This is a genomic window from Pirellulales bacterium (assembly GCA_019694455.1).
Lineage (GTDB): Bacteria > Planctomycetota > Planctomycetia > Pirellulales > JAEUIK01 > JAIBBY01.
The window spans coordinates 14,540-31,385 of record JAIBBY010000019.1; the positions used below are offsets into that span (position 1 = coordinate 14,540).

Genomic DNA, 16,846 nt, shown 5'->3' on the forward strand with positions numbered 1-16,846 from the left:
TCGACTCGACGGGCGCTCAGAGCGCCGCGATTGCTAGGAATCTTGAGCGCCTGATGGCGAAGCCGCAATCCAGCCCACCATCGAGCATCCGTCCCAGCGCCATGAGTTGGTGGGCGCCTCGATATTGGGTGGGGGCCAACTTCTCTGGCTGGACACGCGAACTAGCAGTCAACCGCTTTGCCGTTTCGCCCACCCGGGCTCACATGGCGGTGGCAGGCACAATCTACAGCGTGTTCAATTCTTCGCTCGGCGTCTTAGAGAACTTGATCTATCGCAGTCGCGTCGCGGCGACGCCGATCACGCACGAGCCGATCTTTATCCTTGGCCATTGGCGCTGCGGCACCACGCTATTGCATGAGCTATTGATTCTCGATCCGGAGCATGCCAGCCCGAACACCTGGCAATGCTTCGCGGCGAATCACTTTTTGCTCAGCGAACAGATCGGAAAGAAGCTGCTGTGGTTCATGTTGCCGGCGCAGCGGCCGATGGACAACATGCCGCTGGGCTGGGACAACCCGCAAGAAGACGAGTTCGCGCTGTGCAACCTGGGGATTCCGTCGCCGTATTTGAGCATTTTGTTCCCGAACGCGCCGCCGCGCTATCCGCAGTATCTTGATCTGGCGGGTCTATCGGCGGAAGAACTGGACCGGTGGAAGGGGACGCTGCATCGTTTCTTGCAGCGCGTCTCGTATCGAGAACGAAAGCGGCTGGTGCTCAAGTCGCCGCCGCACACCGCGCGGGTGAAGACGCTCTTGGAGCTGTTTCCCGACGCGCGATTCGTACACATGGTGCGCGATCCCGAGGTATTGTTCGCCTCCACGATGCACTTGTGGAAATCGCTGTACGAGAGCCAAGGGCTGCAACGGCCGAGCTTCGACGGGCTGGAGGAACACGTATTTGAGACTTTCAATCGTTTGCACCAGAAGTTCCAGGAGGAGCGCGCATTAATCGCGCCGAATCGGCTGTGCGAAATGCGCTACGAAGATTTGGTGAACGCCCCCCTGCCACAGCTTGACGCGCTGTACGCTCAACTGGAGCTAGGCGACTTCAAACGGGCGCGACCACGGGTGGAGCAATACTTCAACCGCGAGAAGAACTACAAGACCAACCGCTACGAGTTGGACGACGCACGGCGAGCGGAGATTCGCGAGCGGTGGGGGGACTATCTCAAGACGCACGGCTACGAGCGGACCAGAGACGGCTGCTAGGGCACAAAGCGAAATTCGCCGCCGGTGCGGTTTGAAATCGCCGTGAGCATGCGCTCGCCTACCGCCGAGCCGAGCGCGATGGTGTGAATCACGATCGACTCACGATGAAATTGGTCTAACACGTGCATCGTGGGGCGAATATCAAACTCGCCGTCCGATAGCAGAAAGATGGCGTCGGGGTTCAACTTGAGCGCGCGCTCTAGGGCGGGGGCCGGATTGGTGCTGCCCATCGGCGCCACATGCTTCAGCCAATCGGCGAGTTTGTGAACGGAATTGGCATTGGCTTTAGAAAGGAATTCGTCGACCACCGGAAAAAACTGCGGGAACTCGTCGTGGTTGAAAAAAATGACATAGAAGAACTGATCGCTGTCGAGCTCCACAATCGACTTCATCAATTCATCGAGCGCCTTCTCGAAGCGCAGACCTGTCATGCTCGACGAGGCGTCGACGACATATACGAACCGTTTGCCACGGGCCTCTTGCCCGTAGAACATGGCATAGCCGTTCCCTTCTCCATCGCCGCCATCTCCATTGCCCCCCTTGCCGGCGCCGGCCCGTCCGGCCCCTTTGGCGCCCGAGCCGCCAGAACCCGCGCCTTCGCCACCGTCCAGCGAGTCACCGGCAGCATGATCGGGCAAGGCGATCGCGCGGGTATCGCCGACCACGGCGCTGATTTCATCCAACATTGAGCTGGCCGCGGCAACCAGATCGCCTTCCGCCATCGACACCTTGGGAACCTTGGGCAGCGCTGTTTCGCTGGGGATCGCGAGCAGCGGCGCCGGGCTGGCCTCCGGTTCGCCCATTGCGGCCGGCAAATCGCCTAGGGTAATGGTCAGGTCACTCAATTCGCCCGGCGTTCCCGAGTCGCCGCCCGCGGGTTCCTGGGCCAGCGCCACCTCGAGCACGCGGCCGACATGGCCGTTGCTCGCGGTGAGAAACGTAAACCCGAGTCCAATGACCAATACTGCGTGCAACGTGGCGCTCACCAGCCAGCCGGGCGCTTGCTCGCGCAGCAGGCTCAGCCAAGGCGTTGCCTGGCTGGCCGCGTCCGCGTCTGTTGATTCCACGGAGAAGTCGCGCGCCGTGTTAGCGCCAACGGCTCCCCCAAGTTCGGCCACGCTATCGCGCAGACGCAGCAATTCGTCTTTGGCCGAGTGATGCGACATTCGTTCAACCAGGAAACAAGCGAAGGTTGGCGGCGCGATCATCGGCCGCTGATCCCCTCATTACCTATACCCGCCGGCAACAAGCAGGGTCAATGAAAAGCTCAAAATGGCGCCGAATTGTTACTGGGTAGCTGCGTCGGCAGCTAGCGCCAGCGCTCCGAAAATCACCATTTCTTCTCCCAACGCGGCGGGTACGACCTGGTATTTGCCGGTAAAGGGGGGAAACACATAGCGCTCGATCTGCTTTCGCACCGGCGCAAAGAACAACTCGTCGCCCAAGAGCGACACTCCCCCGCCAATGACGACGATCTGTGGCGAAGTGAGCGTGATCGCCTGTGCAATGCCCCAGCCCAGGGCCTGCCAGGCGTGTCGCAGCACGTCTTGAGCAATGCGATTCCCGTCGTGCGCGGCCTGTCCGACAATCTTGGTGGTCAATTGCTCGGGACGCGCGTCGCAGCGGTTCAGCAGATCGGCCACGTCCTCTTCGTCGGCCTCCTCCACCTCGATTAGTCGCTGGCGAACATCCTCAGGCTTGCGCGGCCGTTTGCCTGAGCGGACCTCATCGAGCCGAAACGACATAGGACCAGCCAGGCGCGCCTGGGCGGCGGCGGCGATTCCCCAACCGGCGGCCAGCGATTCGAGATTCTGCTCGGGCTGCTCCGACTGTAGACCAGGGCGCAAGTGCCCCAACTCGGCTGCGCCAACGCCGCTGCCAGAGTAGATTTTGCCGCCGACAATCAATCCGCCGCCAATGCCAGTGCCTACGGTCACGTAGAAGACGGGATCGCGCCCGCGACCGGCGCCAAATCGCGCCTCGGCCAGGCCGGCGGTGTCAGCATCGTTGGCCAGGACCGCGGGCAAATTCAAGGCGCGAGCGCACCATTCGACCAGGGGAAAATCGGTCCAGCCGGCAATATGGTGGCTTTTGACCACGCGCCCCGTGCGCACGTCGACCGGTCCTCCGAAGCCAATGCCGACGCCGCGCGCGCGATGCTTGCGCGCCAGCGGCAACGCCATGCGCTCGATCTGATTCAAGATGCCAACGGCGCCTTGCGCCGGATTGACTTCGGCGCGCTCCAGCGCGATGAGCTTTGCATCGTCGCCGCGGCCGACTCCGACCTGAAGCTTGGTGCCGCCGATCTCAACGCCCAGAAACATCAATCGTGATTGCGCAATAGGTGACTCGGCTCCGGCTATAGTCGCGGCGCGCCGTGCGAGAAATCATAACTGCTCGCGTCGGTTCATGCGCGGGCAGGCTCCGACTTGGCGTAGCGTCCCTCGTGATTGATGCGGGCAAAGACGTCGTTCAGCACCCAATGAAACAAGCACAGGTGAATGCTCTCGACCATGCCCATGTCGGTGAGCGGCACATGCAAGCCGGCCTGGGCCATTTGTCGCAGTTTGCCGCCCGAGTAGCCGGTAAGGCCAAATGTTTTCAGTCCGTGCCGATTGGCCCAATCGACGGCGTTGAGGACATTGGGGCTATTGCCCGAACCACTGATGGCGATAACCAGATCGCCGGCGCTGCCGTAGTTCATGAGTTGTTGGACGAAAATCTGGTCGTAGGCCAAGTCGTTGCCGACGGCCATGATCCAGCCGAGGTTGTCGGTGAGGCTCATCACCTTGAGGCGCTTCTTCGATTCGTCGTGCAGGTCCTTCTCACGTAGGCTGCTCTTGCCGAGATCTTCGCTCATATGCGTGGCGGTGGTGCCGGAGCCGCCATTGCCGAAGATGTAGACGAACTTCTCGTTCTCCCAGGCCTCGTAGATCAGGTCGGCCATCTGCTGAATTTCGGCGTGTTCGACGCGATCTAGCTCCTGATGCAGGCGGCTCATGTATTCGGGAATGGCAAGTGTGGCGCCGAGCATGGAAATCGATCTCCGAAGTGTGGGCAAACTCGTTGGGCTAGAACCTTATTGTAACGAAACGTTGCCCCGGCAAGGACGGCGGCAAAGGGCGATTTCAGGCCTTGCCGGCCTGCTGCTTTCCGCGCTGGATGTTCACCGGAGTGATTAGCGCCCAGCCGACGACAAAGAAAATCAATAGGCTCACAATCGCAATGTGGGCGCTGCCGGTGAAGTAGTTGGTGATGCCGAAAACCATGGGGCCGAGCATGCTGACCGCGCGGCCAGAGAGATTGAAAAATCCCATGAATTCGCCGGCATGCTTTTCGGGGGTCATGAAGCCCATAATCGCGCGGCTGACCGACTGCGCGCCCCCCATGACCAGCGCCAAAATGGCGGCCATGATCCAAAACTGCTCGCGTGTATTGACGAAGAACGCCGAGATGACCAAGGCCACCCAGATAGCGAGATTGATGTGCAGCGTGGTTTTGGCGCCGATCCAATCGGAGAGTTTGCCGACCAAGAGCGCGCCCGGGAGTGAGACAAACTGCACCATCAAGATGACTTTGATGAGCTCGTCAGTTTCCATTTTCAGCACATCTTGGGCGAAGACGGAAGCCTGCGTGATGACCGTCTGCATGCCATCGTTGTAAAAGAGAAATCCCAAGAGAAAGAGGGACAGAGTGCCATAGCGCCGCAGGTTGAGGAGAGTCTGCCATACCTTGGCCATGGCGGCCGCGGCTTCGGCGCGCACCGAGCGGGGCGCCATGGTCGGCGTCAACTTGTCTCGCAAGATCAAGAACGCAGGCAGCGAAAAGACGAACCACCAGACGCCCATCGAGGCGATCGCCAACCGTGCGGCGTCGGACTTGGAGAGCCCCAGCGCAGCGGGGTTGAGCACGATCACCAGCGCCACGATCAAGGCGAGCGCGCCCCCCACGTAGCCGAAGGCGAAACCCCAGGCCGAAACGCGATTCATCGATTGGTCGTCGGCGATCTCTGGCAGAAAGCCATTGTAGATGCCCCAGCAAAGCTCGAAACCAAAATTGGTCAGAAAGAAAAATGCGGCCACCAACCAAGGCCACTCAGTGGGTGTCGCGCCCATCAAGATCGCCGAACCTGCGCCAAGACAGGTCGCGGCGATCAGCCACGAGCGTTTGTTCGCCCGCGCGTCGGCCAGGGCGCCGATGATCGGCGACAGTATCGCCGCAAAGAACATGGTGATGCTGATGCCGAGCGAATAAACCAGCGGACCTTCTCGGCCGGGGATGACGGCGCCCGTCAGGTAACTGACCACCACGGTGATCTGTAGGGTGGACCAGGCACTGCTGGCCCAGTCGTACATGGCCCAGGCAAGCTCCTCGCGACGCGTGCCGCGCTGATTGGTGGGCGAAGGAGCTGATGCGGAGGCGCTCATACGGGCCTTGCTGGGGGACGATGGTTGGTGCGGCGCCGCATTATCAATAAGGCGTGGGTGGGCCACAAGGCGAGTTAGGCACACGGCTTACCTCGCCGGCCGTTGACTCGCGCCCCGGTGACCGGTAGTTTCTCTGCCAAGTCGGCCACTACCGCGTTCCCCTCTCGAATCGGCACAAAATCGTCATGGCCACGGCATCTACCAAGGCGCGCCGCGCCCTGCGACAAGTGTTGTCTAGCCGGCTCGATTGCGCCTCGGCGCTTTACCAGGCCAATCGGACGCACTCGCTGGCCAAGCTCGAAGAACTAGAAAAGCTGCTCGCGGCGGGCCGAATGGGCGGGGGCGAAAAATACGTCAAGCGCCATCACGAGCGCGGCAAACTGTTGCCGCGCGAGCGCATTGAACTGCTGCTTGACCCCGATTCTCCCTTTCTCGAACTGCAAGCCACGGCGGCCGCCGGCACCGAGTATCCCGTGGGAGGCTCGGGCTGCGGCGGCATTGGCGTGGTTAATGGCGTGGAATGTGTGATCACGGCCAACGATCCGACCGTGCGCGGCGGCTCGGTGAATCCCTTCACGCTCAATAAGACGCTCCGCGCGATGGAGATCGCGCGGATCAATCGGCTGCCGCTGTTCTTCCTGGTCGAATCGGGGGGCGCCGACCTGCCGAAGCAGGCGGAGATCTTTGTCCCTGGCGGCGGCGTGTTCCGTGCGATGACGCAACTCTCGGCGCAAGGCGTGCCGACCATTGCGCTGGTGTTTGGCAACTCGACGGCCGGCGGCGCCTATAACCCGGCGATGTGCGATTACTCAGTGTTCGTCAAGGATCGCGCCAAGGTTTTTTTGGGGGGTCCGCCGCTGGTGAAGATGGCCACCGGCGAGGAATCGACCGACGAAGAGTTGGGGGGCGCCGAGATGCACGCGCGCGTCTCCGGCCTGGCCGACTACCTGGCGGTGGACGAACGCGACGCGCTGCGTATTGGCCGCGAGATCGTGGCCAATCTCAATTGGCGCAAGCAGGGACCAGCGCCAGCGGCCGACTACGCCGAGCCGATCTACGACGCGGAAGAGCTATTGGGATTGGCGCCCGCCGATCTCAAGCAACCGGTCGACATTCGCGAGGTGCTGGCGCGGATTGTGGATGGCTCGGAGTTCGACGAGTTCAAGCCAAACTACGGCACGAGCCTGGTCACGGGCTGGGCCTCGATTCATGGCTACCCAGTCGGCGTTTTGGCGAACGCGCAAGGGGTGCTCTTCTCCGACGAGTCGCAGAAGGCGGCGCAGTTCATTCAGCTCGCCAATCGCAACGATGTGCCGTTGATCTTTGTGCAGAACGTGACCGGCTACATGGTGGGGCGCGAGTACGAACAGCGCGGCATCATCAAGCATGGAGCGATGATGATCAACGCGGTGTCGAACAGCACGGTGCCGCACATTACGCTGCAAATTGGCGCGTCGTACGGCGCCGGCAACTACGGCATGTGCGGTCGCGCTTACAATCCACGCTTTTTGTTCATCTGGCCCAACAGCAAGACCGCCGTGATGGGGCCGCAACAACTGGCGGGAGTGATGTCGCTGGTGATGCGCGCTTCCGCCGAAGCGGCGGGCAAGCCGTTCAACGAGGAAGAAGACGCCATGCGCCGCGCCTTTGTCGAACATCAGATCGAAAGCGAGTCGCTGGCCACCTACACCAGCGCACGGCTTTACGACGATGGCATCATCGACCCGCGCGACAGCCGCACCGTGCTGGGCATGGCGCTTTCGGCCTGCTGCTCAGCGCCGGTCGCGGGCACGCGCAATTTCGGCGTCTTCCGCCTGTAACTTTCCGAAACCAAGAGCATGAAAAAAATCTTGATCGCCAATCGCGGGGAGATCGCCCGCCGGGTGATGCGAACCTGCCGGGCGATGGGCATCCACACGGTGGCCGTGTTCTCCGAGCCGGATCGCCGCGCGCTGTTCGTGGACGAGGCGGATGAGGCGGTGGCGATTGGTGGAGCGACGCCAGCGGAGTCGTATCTCAGGGCGGACGCGATTCTTGAGGCGGCGAGCCAGACGGGCGCCGACGGCATTCACCCAGGCTATGGGTTTCTCTCGGAGAACGCCGCCTTTGCCGCGGCCTGCGCCGCGGCGGGCATTCAGTTCGTGGGTCCGCCTGCCGAGGCGATCGCGGCGATGGGATCGAAGATCGAGGCCAAGCGGCGGATGCAGGCGGCCGGCGTGCCGGTGCTGGCCAGCGTGAACGTGTCCGGCCAATCGGCCGCGGAACTGGAGCGGCAAGTCGAACCGCTGGGCCTGCCGCTACTCATCAAAGCCTCCGCCGGCGGCGGCGGACGTGGCATGCGCATCGTGCGCTCGCGGGGCGAACTGGCAGCGGCGCTCGATGCCGCCAGGCGCGAGTCGAAGTCGGCGTTTGGCGATGACACCGTTTTCATTGAGCCGTATGTCGAGGCGCCGCGACACGTGGAGGTGCAGATCTTCGGCGACGCGCACGGCAACGTCGTCCACCTGTTTGAGCGCGAATGTTCGATTCAGAGGCGCCACCAAAAGATTGTCGAAGAATCGCCCTCCCCTGCCCTGAACGACGAATTGCGCGCGCGGATGGGCGAGGCGGCTGTGCAGGCGGGCAAGGCGATCGGCTATCAGAACGCCGGCACGGTGGAGTTTTTGCTCAAGGCAGATAGCCAGTTTTTCTTTCTGGAGGTGAACACCCGTTTGCAGGTGGAACACCCGGTGACCGAGGCCATCACAGGGCTTGACCTGGTGCGCTTGCAGATTGAAGTGGCGCGCGGGGCGCCGCTTTCTGCCGCGGCGCGAAATGCCACGATCAACGGACACGCGATCGAAGTGCGGTTGTATGCCGAAGATCCGCGGCGCGAATTTATGCCGGTCACCGGCATGCTGGACCGGTTCGAGTTTCCGGCGTGGAGCGACGCGCGGGTCGACTCGGGCATTCAGACGGGGTCTGAAGTCAGCCCATTCTACGATCCCTTGTTGGCCAAGGTGATCGTCCATGCGCCAACAAGGGCCGAAGCCGCGGCGCGCCTCGCGGAAACTCTGGCGCGAGCGCAAATCCACGGACTGCGCACCAATCGCGAATTATTGGTGCGACTGCTCGAGCATCCTGAATTCTTAGCTGGCCAGACCGACACTCACTTCTTGGAGCGCCACGCACCTGTTGAGCTGGGTCGGCCTTTAGGGGACGCTGCGGCGACTCGACTGCATGCCGTGGCCGCGGCGCTAGCGATGCAAGCCCGCAATCGGCAGGCCGCGCCGGTGTTGGCCCGCATTCCTTCTGGTTGGAGGAACAATCCGGCCGGCTTGCAGAGCGTGACGTTCGATGCCGATGGCGAGGAGATTGTTGTCGAATATCGACTACAACACGAGACGGCGATGGCGCGCGTGGGAGGGGAGGAAATTTCGGCGCGGGTCGATGAGTGCACCGCCGAGCGAGTCGCGTTGGAGGTCGGCGGAGTTCGCCGCGGCTTTGAAGTGCAGCTTACGGGGGATCGCGTCTATGTCGACAGCGCGCTGGGATGCAGCGAATTTGCAGTGCGCCCCCGTTTCAGTCGTCCCGACGAAGCCACGGCCGCCGGTTCGCTGGTAGCGCCGCTGCCGGGCGTGGTGAGCGAAGTCAAGGTGGCGGTGGGAGACGAGGTGGCGCCCGGCCAGGTGCTACTGGTGATCGAGTCGATGAAGATGTTGCATCCCATCGCCGCGCCGGTGGGGGGACGCGTCAGCGAGTTGCGTGTGCAAGCGGCCAGTCAGGTGCAGGCTGGCGTGGTGCTGGCCGTGATCGATGAAGCCAACGACTAACGATCTATTCCAACGAGGCAGTCATGTCGCGCGACAAACCCTTGCGCATCGCGAATTGCTCCGGCTTCTACGGCGACCGCCTGGCGGCGGCGCGGGAGATGGTTGAGGGGGGGCCGATCGACTTTCTCACCGGCGATTATCTCGCCGAGCTGACGATGATGATTCTGTGGAAGTCGAAGCAGAAGGACGCGAGCAAGGGATACGCGACCACATTTCTCAAGCAAATGCAGGAGATCCTCGCGCCGGCGCTGGCCAAGGGAATCAAGATTGTCGTCAACGCCGGGGGACTAAACCCGGCGGGACTCGCCCAGGAGCTGCGCACACTGTGCGACAAGCTCGGTACGCGAGCAAACATCGCGCACATTGAGGGGGATGATCTGCTCACGCGCCTGCCAGAATTGCAGGCAGCGGGGCAAGCGCTAAAGCATCTCGACACCGGCCGGCCGCTTGCGGAGCTCAACGCCATGACAGTAAGCGCCAACGCTTATCTGGGCGCTTGGGGCATTGTCGAGGCGCTGAATCGGGGCGCCGATGTCGTCATATGTCCGCGCGTTACCGACGCCGCGCTAGTCATGGGGCCGGCGGCCTGGCGCTTTGGCTGGCGGCGCGACGATTGGGACCAACTGGCCGGGGCGCTGGTGGCTGGCCATGTGCTAGAGTGCGGCGCCCAGACCACGGGGGGCAACTACGCCTTCTTTCGCGAGGTTCCGGGGCTATCGCATGTTGGCTTTCCGATTGCCGAGATGCACGCCGACGGCAGTTCGGTCATTACCAAGCATCCTGGCACGGGCGGTTTAGTCTCGGTCGGCACGGTCACCGCGCAACTGCTCTATGAGATTGACTCCCCACGCTACGCCAACCCCGACGTGGTCGCCCGTTTTGACACGATTGACATCGAGCAGCTTGGCCCCGACCGCGTGCGGCTGAGCGGCATCCGGGGCGAGCCGGCGCCGGGCAGCATGAAGGTGTGCATCAATTATCTCGGGGGCTTTCGCAATTCGATGACCTTTGTCCTCACGGGACTCGACATTGAGGAAAAAGCGCGCGTCACGCGCGAAGCGCTGTTGCAGGCATTGGGGGGCGAACAACCATTCTCGTCGATTGAGTTCGACTTGATTCGGGGCGACCGCGCCGACGCCTGTACCAACTCCGAGGCCAGCGCGCTGTTGCGTGTGACCGTCAAGAGCCCCGATCCGCAGCGCGTAGGACGGGCGTTTTCTGGCGCTGTGGTCGAGATGGCGCTGGCCAGCTATCCCGGCTTTTACGCCACCACGCTGCCAGGCGAAGGGAGCCCGGTGGGCGTCTATTGGCCGGCGCTGGTCGACGCTTCGCTGGTTCAGCAAGAGGTGGTGCTGGCCGATGGGACGCGTGTGCCAGTCGCGCCCACGCCGAGCGCGGCGCCGATTGAGGTGACGGCGCCGACGGCCGAACTGCCCGCGGCGCCCGCAGGGCTATCGCAGCGAATGCCGCTAGGCACGGTGTTCGGCGCTCGCTCGGGAGACAAGGGGGGCAACGCCAATGTCGGCATTTGGGCCCGCAGCGCAGCAGGTTATGCGTGGCTGCGCGACTTTCTCACGGTGGAAGCATTTCAACAACTGATTCCCGAGTCGGCCGCGCTGGAGGTGCGTCGCTACGAATTGCCAAATCTCTGGGCACTCAACTTTGTGGTGGTGGGACTGTTGGGCGAAGGTGTGTCGTCGTCCACGCGCTTTGATCCGCAGGCGAAGAGCCTGGGCGAGTATTTGCGTAGCCGATTAGTCGACCTGCCCGAGGCGCTGTTGGCCGACGCGCCCTATTGACGCCATTCGCGATGAACGGCCTGGTTCAAGCCCACTCGACTGGCGGCTCGATCTGATCGGCAGGGCGCTTGCCCGCATCGGCTCGGCCACTGCCGGCCAGGCGGCTGATGGCTCGCACGGTCATGTCGTGATCGCAAGCGATCTGGCAACTCAGCCGCACACCGGCCAAACCGCGCGCGGCGAGGACGTCGCGCTCGGCCACGGTCATACGGTCGGGTTGGCCCGACACGAATTCGACGCGGCAGGTCGTGCAGCGGGCATGTCCGCCGCAGGCGTGCAACTGGTCGATGCCCGCCTCGTCTTCCAGGGCGAGCACAAGCCGCTTGCCAGCAGGCACTTCGTAGACGCCAACGCCATCGACCGAGAGTTTTGGCATGATTTTCCAGTGTGTTTGAAATCGTTTGCGGTGACGGGCGGCATTATTTCATCGTGGCACGGGCGCTGCAACGGCCTGAGATTGGCCGAATGAGAATGTTTGACCCAAACGGGCGGCTCGTCGTCTAATACCAGGGGCCATAAGGAAAAGTCCATGGATACGTTCACAGCCTGCGAACTTAGCTCCAAGAAGTGTCAGCCGTGCGAAGGGGGCGTGCCGCCGGCCACGCTCGATGAGGCGCGCGAGCAGCTTAAGAAACTAGGTGGCTGGAAGCTGACCGCGGATCATCGGCGGATTCGCAAAGAATGGATCGCCAAGAATTTCATGGCGGCTATGGAGTTCTTCAACCATGTGGCGGAACTGGCCGAGGCCGAAGGGCACCATCCCGATCTGCATCTGACCAGTTACCGGAACGTGGCCATCGAACTGTGGACGCATGCGATTGGCGGGCTGTCGGAGAACGACTTCATTCTGGCGGCCAAGATCGACGAATTGCCGATCCGGCTCAAAAGTTAGCGACTAGAAGCGCTACCAGATGCTGCGGCCGGAGTGCCAGGGCCAGTAGCTTTTGTGCATGCCGCCAAAACGGAACTCGGCGCCAAAGGTGAGCTGGGTGTCGTGCAGCATACCCATATCCAGGCCATCGCCAAAGCCGATGTTGTCGATGAACTCCATGCGGAACGCAACATGTCGATCGAAGAGGAACTTCATGCCGACGCCAATGTTGCCCGCCGCGATGATGTTGTCGACTTCGTTGCCGTAGTTGGTGATGAACTTATAGGTTTGCAGGCCCAGGCCGAAGCGGAAGAAGGGGCGAAACCGCGCATCTTGCAATGGGTAGAGCAGCGTGCTCACGTCGAACAGCCCCAACTTGGTGTTTCGCGGATCATGCGGCGGCAGGATATTGAACGTGTCGATCACCGAGTACCCAAAGCGAACTTCGTAGCCGTGCCAATTGGTGTGGTCCCACCCCAGGGTGAGCATCACTAATTTGCCACTCGAAGAATCGACTTGATCGTCGAGCAGTTCGCCTCCCCAGATGCCGCCCGCTTCGAACCCAATGCTGAGGGGTCGCGAGAGCCAGCTTTGTCCTTGCATGGGTTCGCTGATCGTCTCGACGAAGCGGCACAGCTTGCCCTTTGCATGATGCTTGCTCGTACAGGTGTTGGGAGAACCAAAGTACTCCTCCTCCGGCAACTCGATCGGCGGCTTGGGTTCGGCGGAGAGTTCTTCTATGGGCGAAGAGAGATATGGTGAATCTGCCAGGTCCTCTTGATGCTGCGCTTGCCGAACCGGCGCTGGCGTTTTGGGATTGGGCGCGGCAGCCTTTTTGCTTGGCGTCTTGACCGGAGTCGATGGCGAGGTCTGTTTTGGAACCGAAGACTTCTTCTTGGGCGCAGCGGACGCCGACGGTCGGGCAGGCGCCTGATTGCCGGCAGTGGGTTTGACCTCCAGCGAAGTCCGCTTTTTCGACAACTGGTCGAACACCGTTCCTTGACCGCGCGCGGAGATTGTCGGCGCGCAAATCAAGAGCGCAGCGAGCGCTAGCCCGAGTTGTGCCCGGCCGTCTGGCATGTGAGCGATTCGACCTTTGCTGTGGAACCCTGCTGATCGCAACCGTAAGGCACAAACGGCGAACGGCGCGCAGCGGACCCGGCAGAGACCTGTCGACAGTTGGGGCGGGATCATGTCGCAGGCCGCCAGCGGTGTCAATGCGAAGCGCGCCGCGGCGCGCGAAACTGGGCAACCTGCGAAAGAAGCCGCGAATTTGCGATAAAAATCTCGCTCTGGATCAGCGGCCGCGGTGATCGCTATACTCCCCGCCCCTTCAATCGTCCGGCTCCACCGGGCAAGTCCTTCCGACAAAGAAAGTGAGATCAAGGATGATCACGCTGGCGCGCACGAGTATTGTTGCGATGTGTTTGGCGATCGCTCTATCGTGGGGCACGCCTTCGCTGGGATTCGACCCCACAGCAGGTGGCTGCACACGAGTGCGCCAGCAGCGAGCGCAGGCCTGCGCACAGGGACTAAACAGCGATGCCGGTCTGTGCGGCAAGATCGTGCTTGATTGTCCGCGGCAAAGCGACTGTGAAGCGACGGCCTGCGAGCAAGGGGAAACTGCTTGCGAGTCGGCAGCCGCGATCCATTGCGCTCAATCCGTGGCAAGCGGCTGCACCGCGCTCTCGGCCAAGCACTGCAACGCCGGAGCTTGCACCGCCGCCATTAAGTGCGACTGCGAGTCGGAGACGACCTATGCGAACCCTGGCGAACTAGCCGACGCGTGCGCCGCGGCTACGAAGCACGAGTGCAAAACCAACGCAGAGCAGGCGGCGCAGACCGACGGTTTAGGCGCCGCCTGTGCCACTAAGCAGCACCCATGCGACTCCGTGTGCGAATCGGGAAAAACGCGCTGCGCTTCACAAGCCTGCGCCGCGCGTCAGGCGGAAGCGGCCTGCGAGCCGCAGAGTCAGGCGGCGCGCGACATCATGCGCTTGATGGACTCGCTACAAGCACATGGCGGCGAGGGGATTCATTGCCCAGGGCTAACCGTTGACGAAACGGTGACCGAGCAGCGCGAAGTAAACGCGCGGCGCGCCCAATTGATTCAAGTACTCGAGAATCTGAGCGAAGCCGATCGGCCCGAGAGCGAGACGTTGCCCGTGGAGTTGGAAGAACTGGCGCCAGGCGAAGAGGTGACGGAAGAAGTTGAATACACAGACACGGCGCCGGCGGTTCAAACCGAGGCGCTGCGCTATTCGAGCGCGAGTCTGGAGCACACCGCCGCTGAACTGGAAGCGGCCGAATTGTATGAAGACGCTGACCTGGTGCGCGAAATCGCTGGGCAGATGCGACACAAGGCGCGGCGCGTGGCGGGACGGCAACTGCGCCGGTCGACGTACTAAGCGACCTTCCAGGCTGACTTCATGCTGACTGGCCGCTGCGGCGGCCGGTCAGCAAATCTTCTTGGCGCTCCGCAAACCATGGCGATCGCCATGGTTTTGCGCTTATTTAACAGCAGCCAGTCGCGATGGCGGGAATCGCCGTCCGGCTCTCACAGCCAACGCCCCCATTCGCCGCCCTGACCCCCTCCAACAAGGGGGAAGCCGTCTGTTCTGGCCGGCGCAATCGCGCCAACAGGACCGCCATCATTGGGGGTTGGCCGCGTGACGCCGCGGCGAATTGACACCCCCAACAAGCGGCGGTAGTCTGAGAAACTGTGCTACCATCGGGAGTTATGCGCTTGCAGGCGCCCGACTGGCGGCGCCCCAACTGTCGAAAGCTTGAATCGGATTCATTCGACCGGCTGCGCGAGTGCAGGCGGTAGGCGATGATGCTGTTCAGGTTTGCGCTCGCCGACCGGGAGAGAAGAGGCCCTCACCTGGAAGACGCGGTTAGACAGTTGGCTTGTCGTTTTTATCTATTCGTCGATAACCGCAGTTTCTTGATTCCCAGGCATTATCTGGGTTGTTGTCCGTTGAATTGAGACGCGCGCAATGGCCACCAGCATGACGAATTTCACTGACATCCTCATTCGTCAAAAGGTTATCAGCGCCGACCAACTGGCCGAAGCCGAACAGATGGCGCGCTCGAGCCGTTCCAGCGTCGGCGACGCGCTGGTGCGTCTCGGCTACGCCACCGGCGACGAAGTGATGCGCGCCATGGCGCGGTCCCACGGTCTCGACTTCGTGAACCTGTCGGAGGTGGTGATCCCCCCATCGGTGGTCGAACTGGTGCCTGAGTCAATCGCCCGCGAGAACGCGGTGCTGCCGATGGCGGAGGAGGATGGCGCGATCAAGGTGATCGTCAGCGATCCGCTGGATTACGACACCCAAGAGAAGCTGCGGTTCATACTGAATCGCGAGGTCAAGATCGCGCTCGCCCCGCGCGAGAACATTCTGGAAGCGATCAACCGCTACTACGGGCAGACTGACGGCGAAAGCGCCGACTCCATGCTGCAGGAGTTCACCGATACGGCGATCGACTTCACCGAGACGGAAACTCAGGCCGCTGGCGACGACGATTCGGACGAGAGCGCCGCGCCGATCGTGCGGTTGGTGAATTTGATTATCCAAGAGGCGGTGCAACTCCGCGCCTCGGACATTCACATCGAGCCGTTCGAAGACCGGGTGCGGGTGCGGTACCGCATCGACGGCGTGCTAGTCGAACGCGACAGCCCACCGCGCCGCTTGCTCGCCGCCATGCTGTCGCGCCTCAAAATCATGGCCAAGATGGACATCGCCGAGCGCCGCCGTCCACAGGACGGTCGCATCAAGGTGAGCACCGCCAACAAAGAACTCGACCTGCGGGTGAGCGTGCTGCCGACCAATCACGGCCAATCGGTGGTGATGCGGCTATTGGACAAGGACAGCATCAAGGTCAGCCTCAAACAACTCGGCATGGCGGAAGACGTCTTCCGCACCTTCCAGGGACTGATTCGCCGTCCCAATGGCATCATCTTGGTGACCGGTCCCACCGGTTCGGGCAAGACGACCACGCTGTACGCCGGCCTGAACGACTTGAATCGGCCCGATCGCAAGATCATCACCGCCGAAGACCCCGTGGAGTACTACCTGCCGGGCATCAACCAGGTGGAGGTGAAGCACAACATCGGGCTCGACTTTGCCCGCATTATTCGCTCGATGTTGCGGCAGGCGCCCAATGTGATTCTGGTGGGCGAGATGCGCGATCAAGAAACGGCCGAGATGGGCATTCAGGCCTCGCTCACGGGCCACTTGGTGTTCAGCACACTGCATACCAACGACGCGCCGGGCGCTGTCACCCGATTGATCGACATGGGCGTGCCTCCGTACCTGGTGGCGTCCAGCGTCATCGCCATCGTGGCGCAGCGACTGGTGCGCGTGATCTGCACCAAATGCAAACAGCCATTTACTCCCAGCGACGCGCAGCTCGAGGCCGCGGGCATTCCGCCCGAACTGGCCGCCAAAGGCAACTTCATGCGCGGAAAAGGGTGCGGCAACTGCCAAAAGAGCGGATATCGCGGCCGCATGGGCATCTATGAGTTGATGATGATGAACTCAAAGGTCCGCGAGCTCTCATTCCAGCGCGCGTCGACACAAGAGATTCGCAAGGCCGCCGTGGCGCAAGGCATGCGGGGGTTGTATCAAGACGGCATCATCAAGGTCCTCAAGGGGCTGACCACGCTCGACGAGGTCTTCCGGGTCGCCAAGCGGGGCGACTGATCGTGAACTCAATCACCACTTCG

The 16,846-nt window shown here is 62.1% G+C and carries 13 protein-coding genes; 7 read left to right on the forward strand and 6 right to left on the reverse strand.

The window, feature by feature from the left end:
• The first annotated feature begins 53 nt into the window (after positions 1-53).
• The gene (locus K1X71_09705) at positions 54-1,208 is read left to right on the forward strand and encodes a sulfotransferase (GenBank protein ID MBX7073409.1); all 1,155 of its coding nucleotides are present in this window, start codon (positions 54-56) and stop codon (positions 1,206-1,208) included.
• Here K1X71_09705 and K1X71_09710 read toward each other — a convergent pair.
• The 4 genes from K1X71_09710 to K1X71_09725 form a co-directional block, all read right to left on the reverse strand.
• On the reverse strand, positions 1,205-2,374 hold the full coding sequence (locus K1X71_09710) for a VWA domain-containing protein (GenBank protein MBX7073410.1): 1,170 nt from the start codon (positions 2,372-2,374) through the stop codon (positions 1,205-1,207). The two genes, K1X71_09705 and K1X71_09710, sit on opposite strands and share 4 nt — an antisense overlap.
• A 120-nt stretch (positions 2,375-2,494) precedes the next feature.
• Complete coding sequence (locus tag K1X71_09715) at positions 2,495-3,532, reverse strand: ROK family protein (protein MBX7073411.1); 1,038 nt, start codon at positions 3,530-3,532, stop codon at positions 2,495-2,497.
• An 83-nt stretch (positions 3,533-3,615) separates the two neighbouring features.
• Complete coding sequence (locus tag K1X71_09720; protein ID MBX7073412.1) at positions 3,616-4,242, reverse strand: SIS domain-containing protein; 627 nt, start codon at positions 4,240-4,242, stop codon at positions 3,616-3,618.
• A gap of 94 nt (positions 4,243-4,336) precedes the next feature.
• A complete protein-coding gene (locus K1X71_09725) occupies positions 4,337-5,635 on the reverse strand; it encodes an MFS transporter (protein MBX7073413.1) in 1,299 nt (432 codons plus the stop codon).
• Positions 5,636-5,820: 185 nt separating this feature from the next.
• Here K1X71_09725 and K1X71_09730 point away from each other — a divergent pair, with 185 nt between their 5' ends.
• From K1X71_09730 to K1X71_09740, 3 genes are read left to right on the forward strand one after another with little or no spacing between them, the layout of a single operon-like run.
• Positions 5,821-7,455, forward strand: a complete 1,635-nt coding sequence (locus K1X71_09730; protein ID MBX7073414.1) for an acyl-CoA carboxylase subunit beta — start codon at positions 5,821-5,823, stop codon at positions 7,453-7,455.
• Between the two features lie 18 nt (positions 7,456-7,473).
• Positions 7,474-9,447 carry a biotin/lipoyl-binding protein gene (locus tag K1X71_09735; protein ID MBX7073415.1) on the forward strand — a complete coding sequence of 658 codons (1,974 nt, stop codon included), beginning with the start codon at positions 7,474-7,476 and terminating at the stop codon, positions 9,445-9,447.
• Positions 9,448-9,470: 23 nt separating this feature from the next.
• Positions 9,471-11,246, forward strand: a complete 1,776-nt coding sequence (locus tag K1X71_09740; GenBank protein MBX7073416.1) for a DUF1446 domain-containing protein — start codon at positions 9,471-9,473, stop codon at positions 11,244-11,246.
• Between the two features lie 25 nt (positions 11,247-11,271).
• Here the strand turns inward: K1X71_09740 and K1X71_09745 are convergent, their stop codons facing one another.
• Complete coding sequence (locus K1X71_09745) at positions 11,272-11,622, reverse strand: (2Fe-2S)-binding protein (protein ID MBX7073417.1); 351 nt, start codon at positions 11,620-11,622, stop codon at positions 11,272-11,274.
• A 153-nt stretch (positions 11,623-11,775) separates the two neighbouring features.
• On the opposite strand from K1X71_09745, the gene K1X71_09750 reads away from it, so the two are divergent.
• A complete protein-coding gene (locus K1X71_09750) occupies positions 11,776-12,138 on the forward strand; it encodes a 4a-hydroxytetrahydrobiopterin dehydratase (protein MBX7073418.1) in 363 nt (120 codons plus the stop codon).
• Between the two features lie 12 nt (positions 12,139-12,150).
• Here the strand turns inward: K1X71_09750 and K1X71_09755 are convergent, their stop codons facing one another.
• A complete protein-coding gene (locus K1X71_09755; protein ID MBX7073419.1) occupies positions 12,151-13,197 on the reverse strand; it encodes a hypothetical protein in 1,047 nt (348 codons plus the stop codon).
• Positions 13,198-13,538: 341 nt separating this feature from the next.
• Between K1X71_09755 and K1X71_09760 the strand changes: the two genes are divergently transcribed.
• Complete coding sequence (locus K1X71_09760; protein ID MBX7073420.1) at positions 13,539-14,525, forward strand: hypothetical protein; 987 nt, start codon at positions 13,539-13,541, stop codon at positions 14,523-14,525.
• A 591-nt stretch (positions 14,526-15,116) separates the two neighbouring features.
• Entirely contained in the window at positions 15,117-16,823 is a 1,707-nt protein-coding gene (locus K1X71_09765) for a GspE/PulE family protein (GenBank protein ID MBX7073421.1), read from the forward strand.
• The last annotated feature ends 23 nt before the right edge of the window (positions 16,824-16,846 follow it).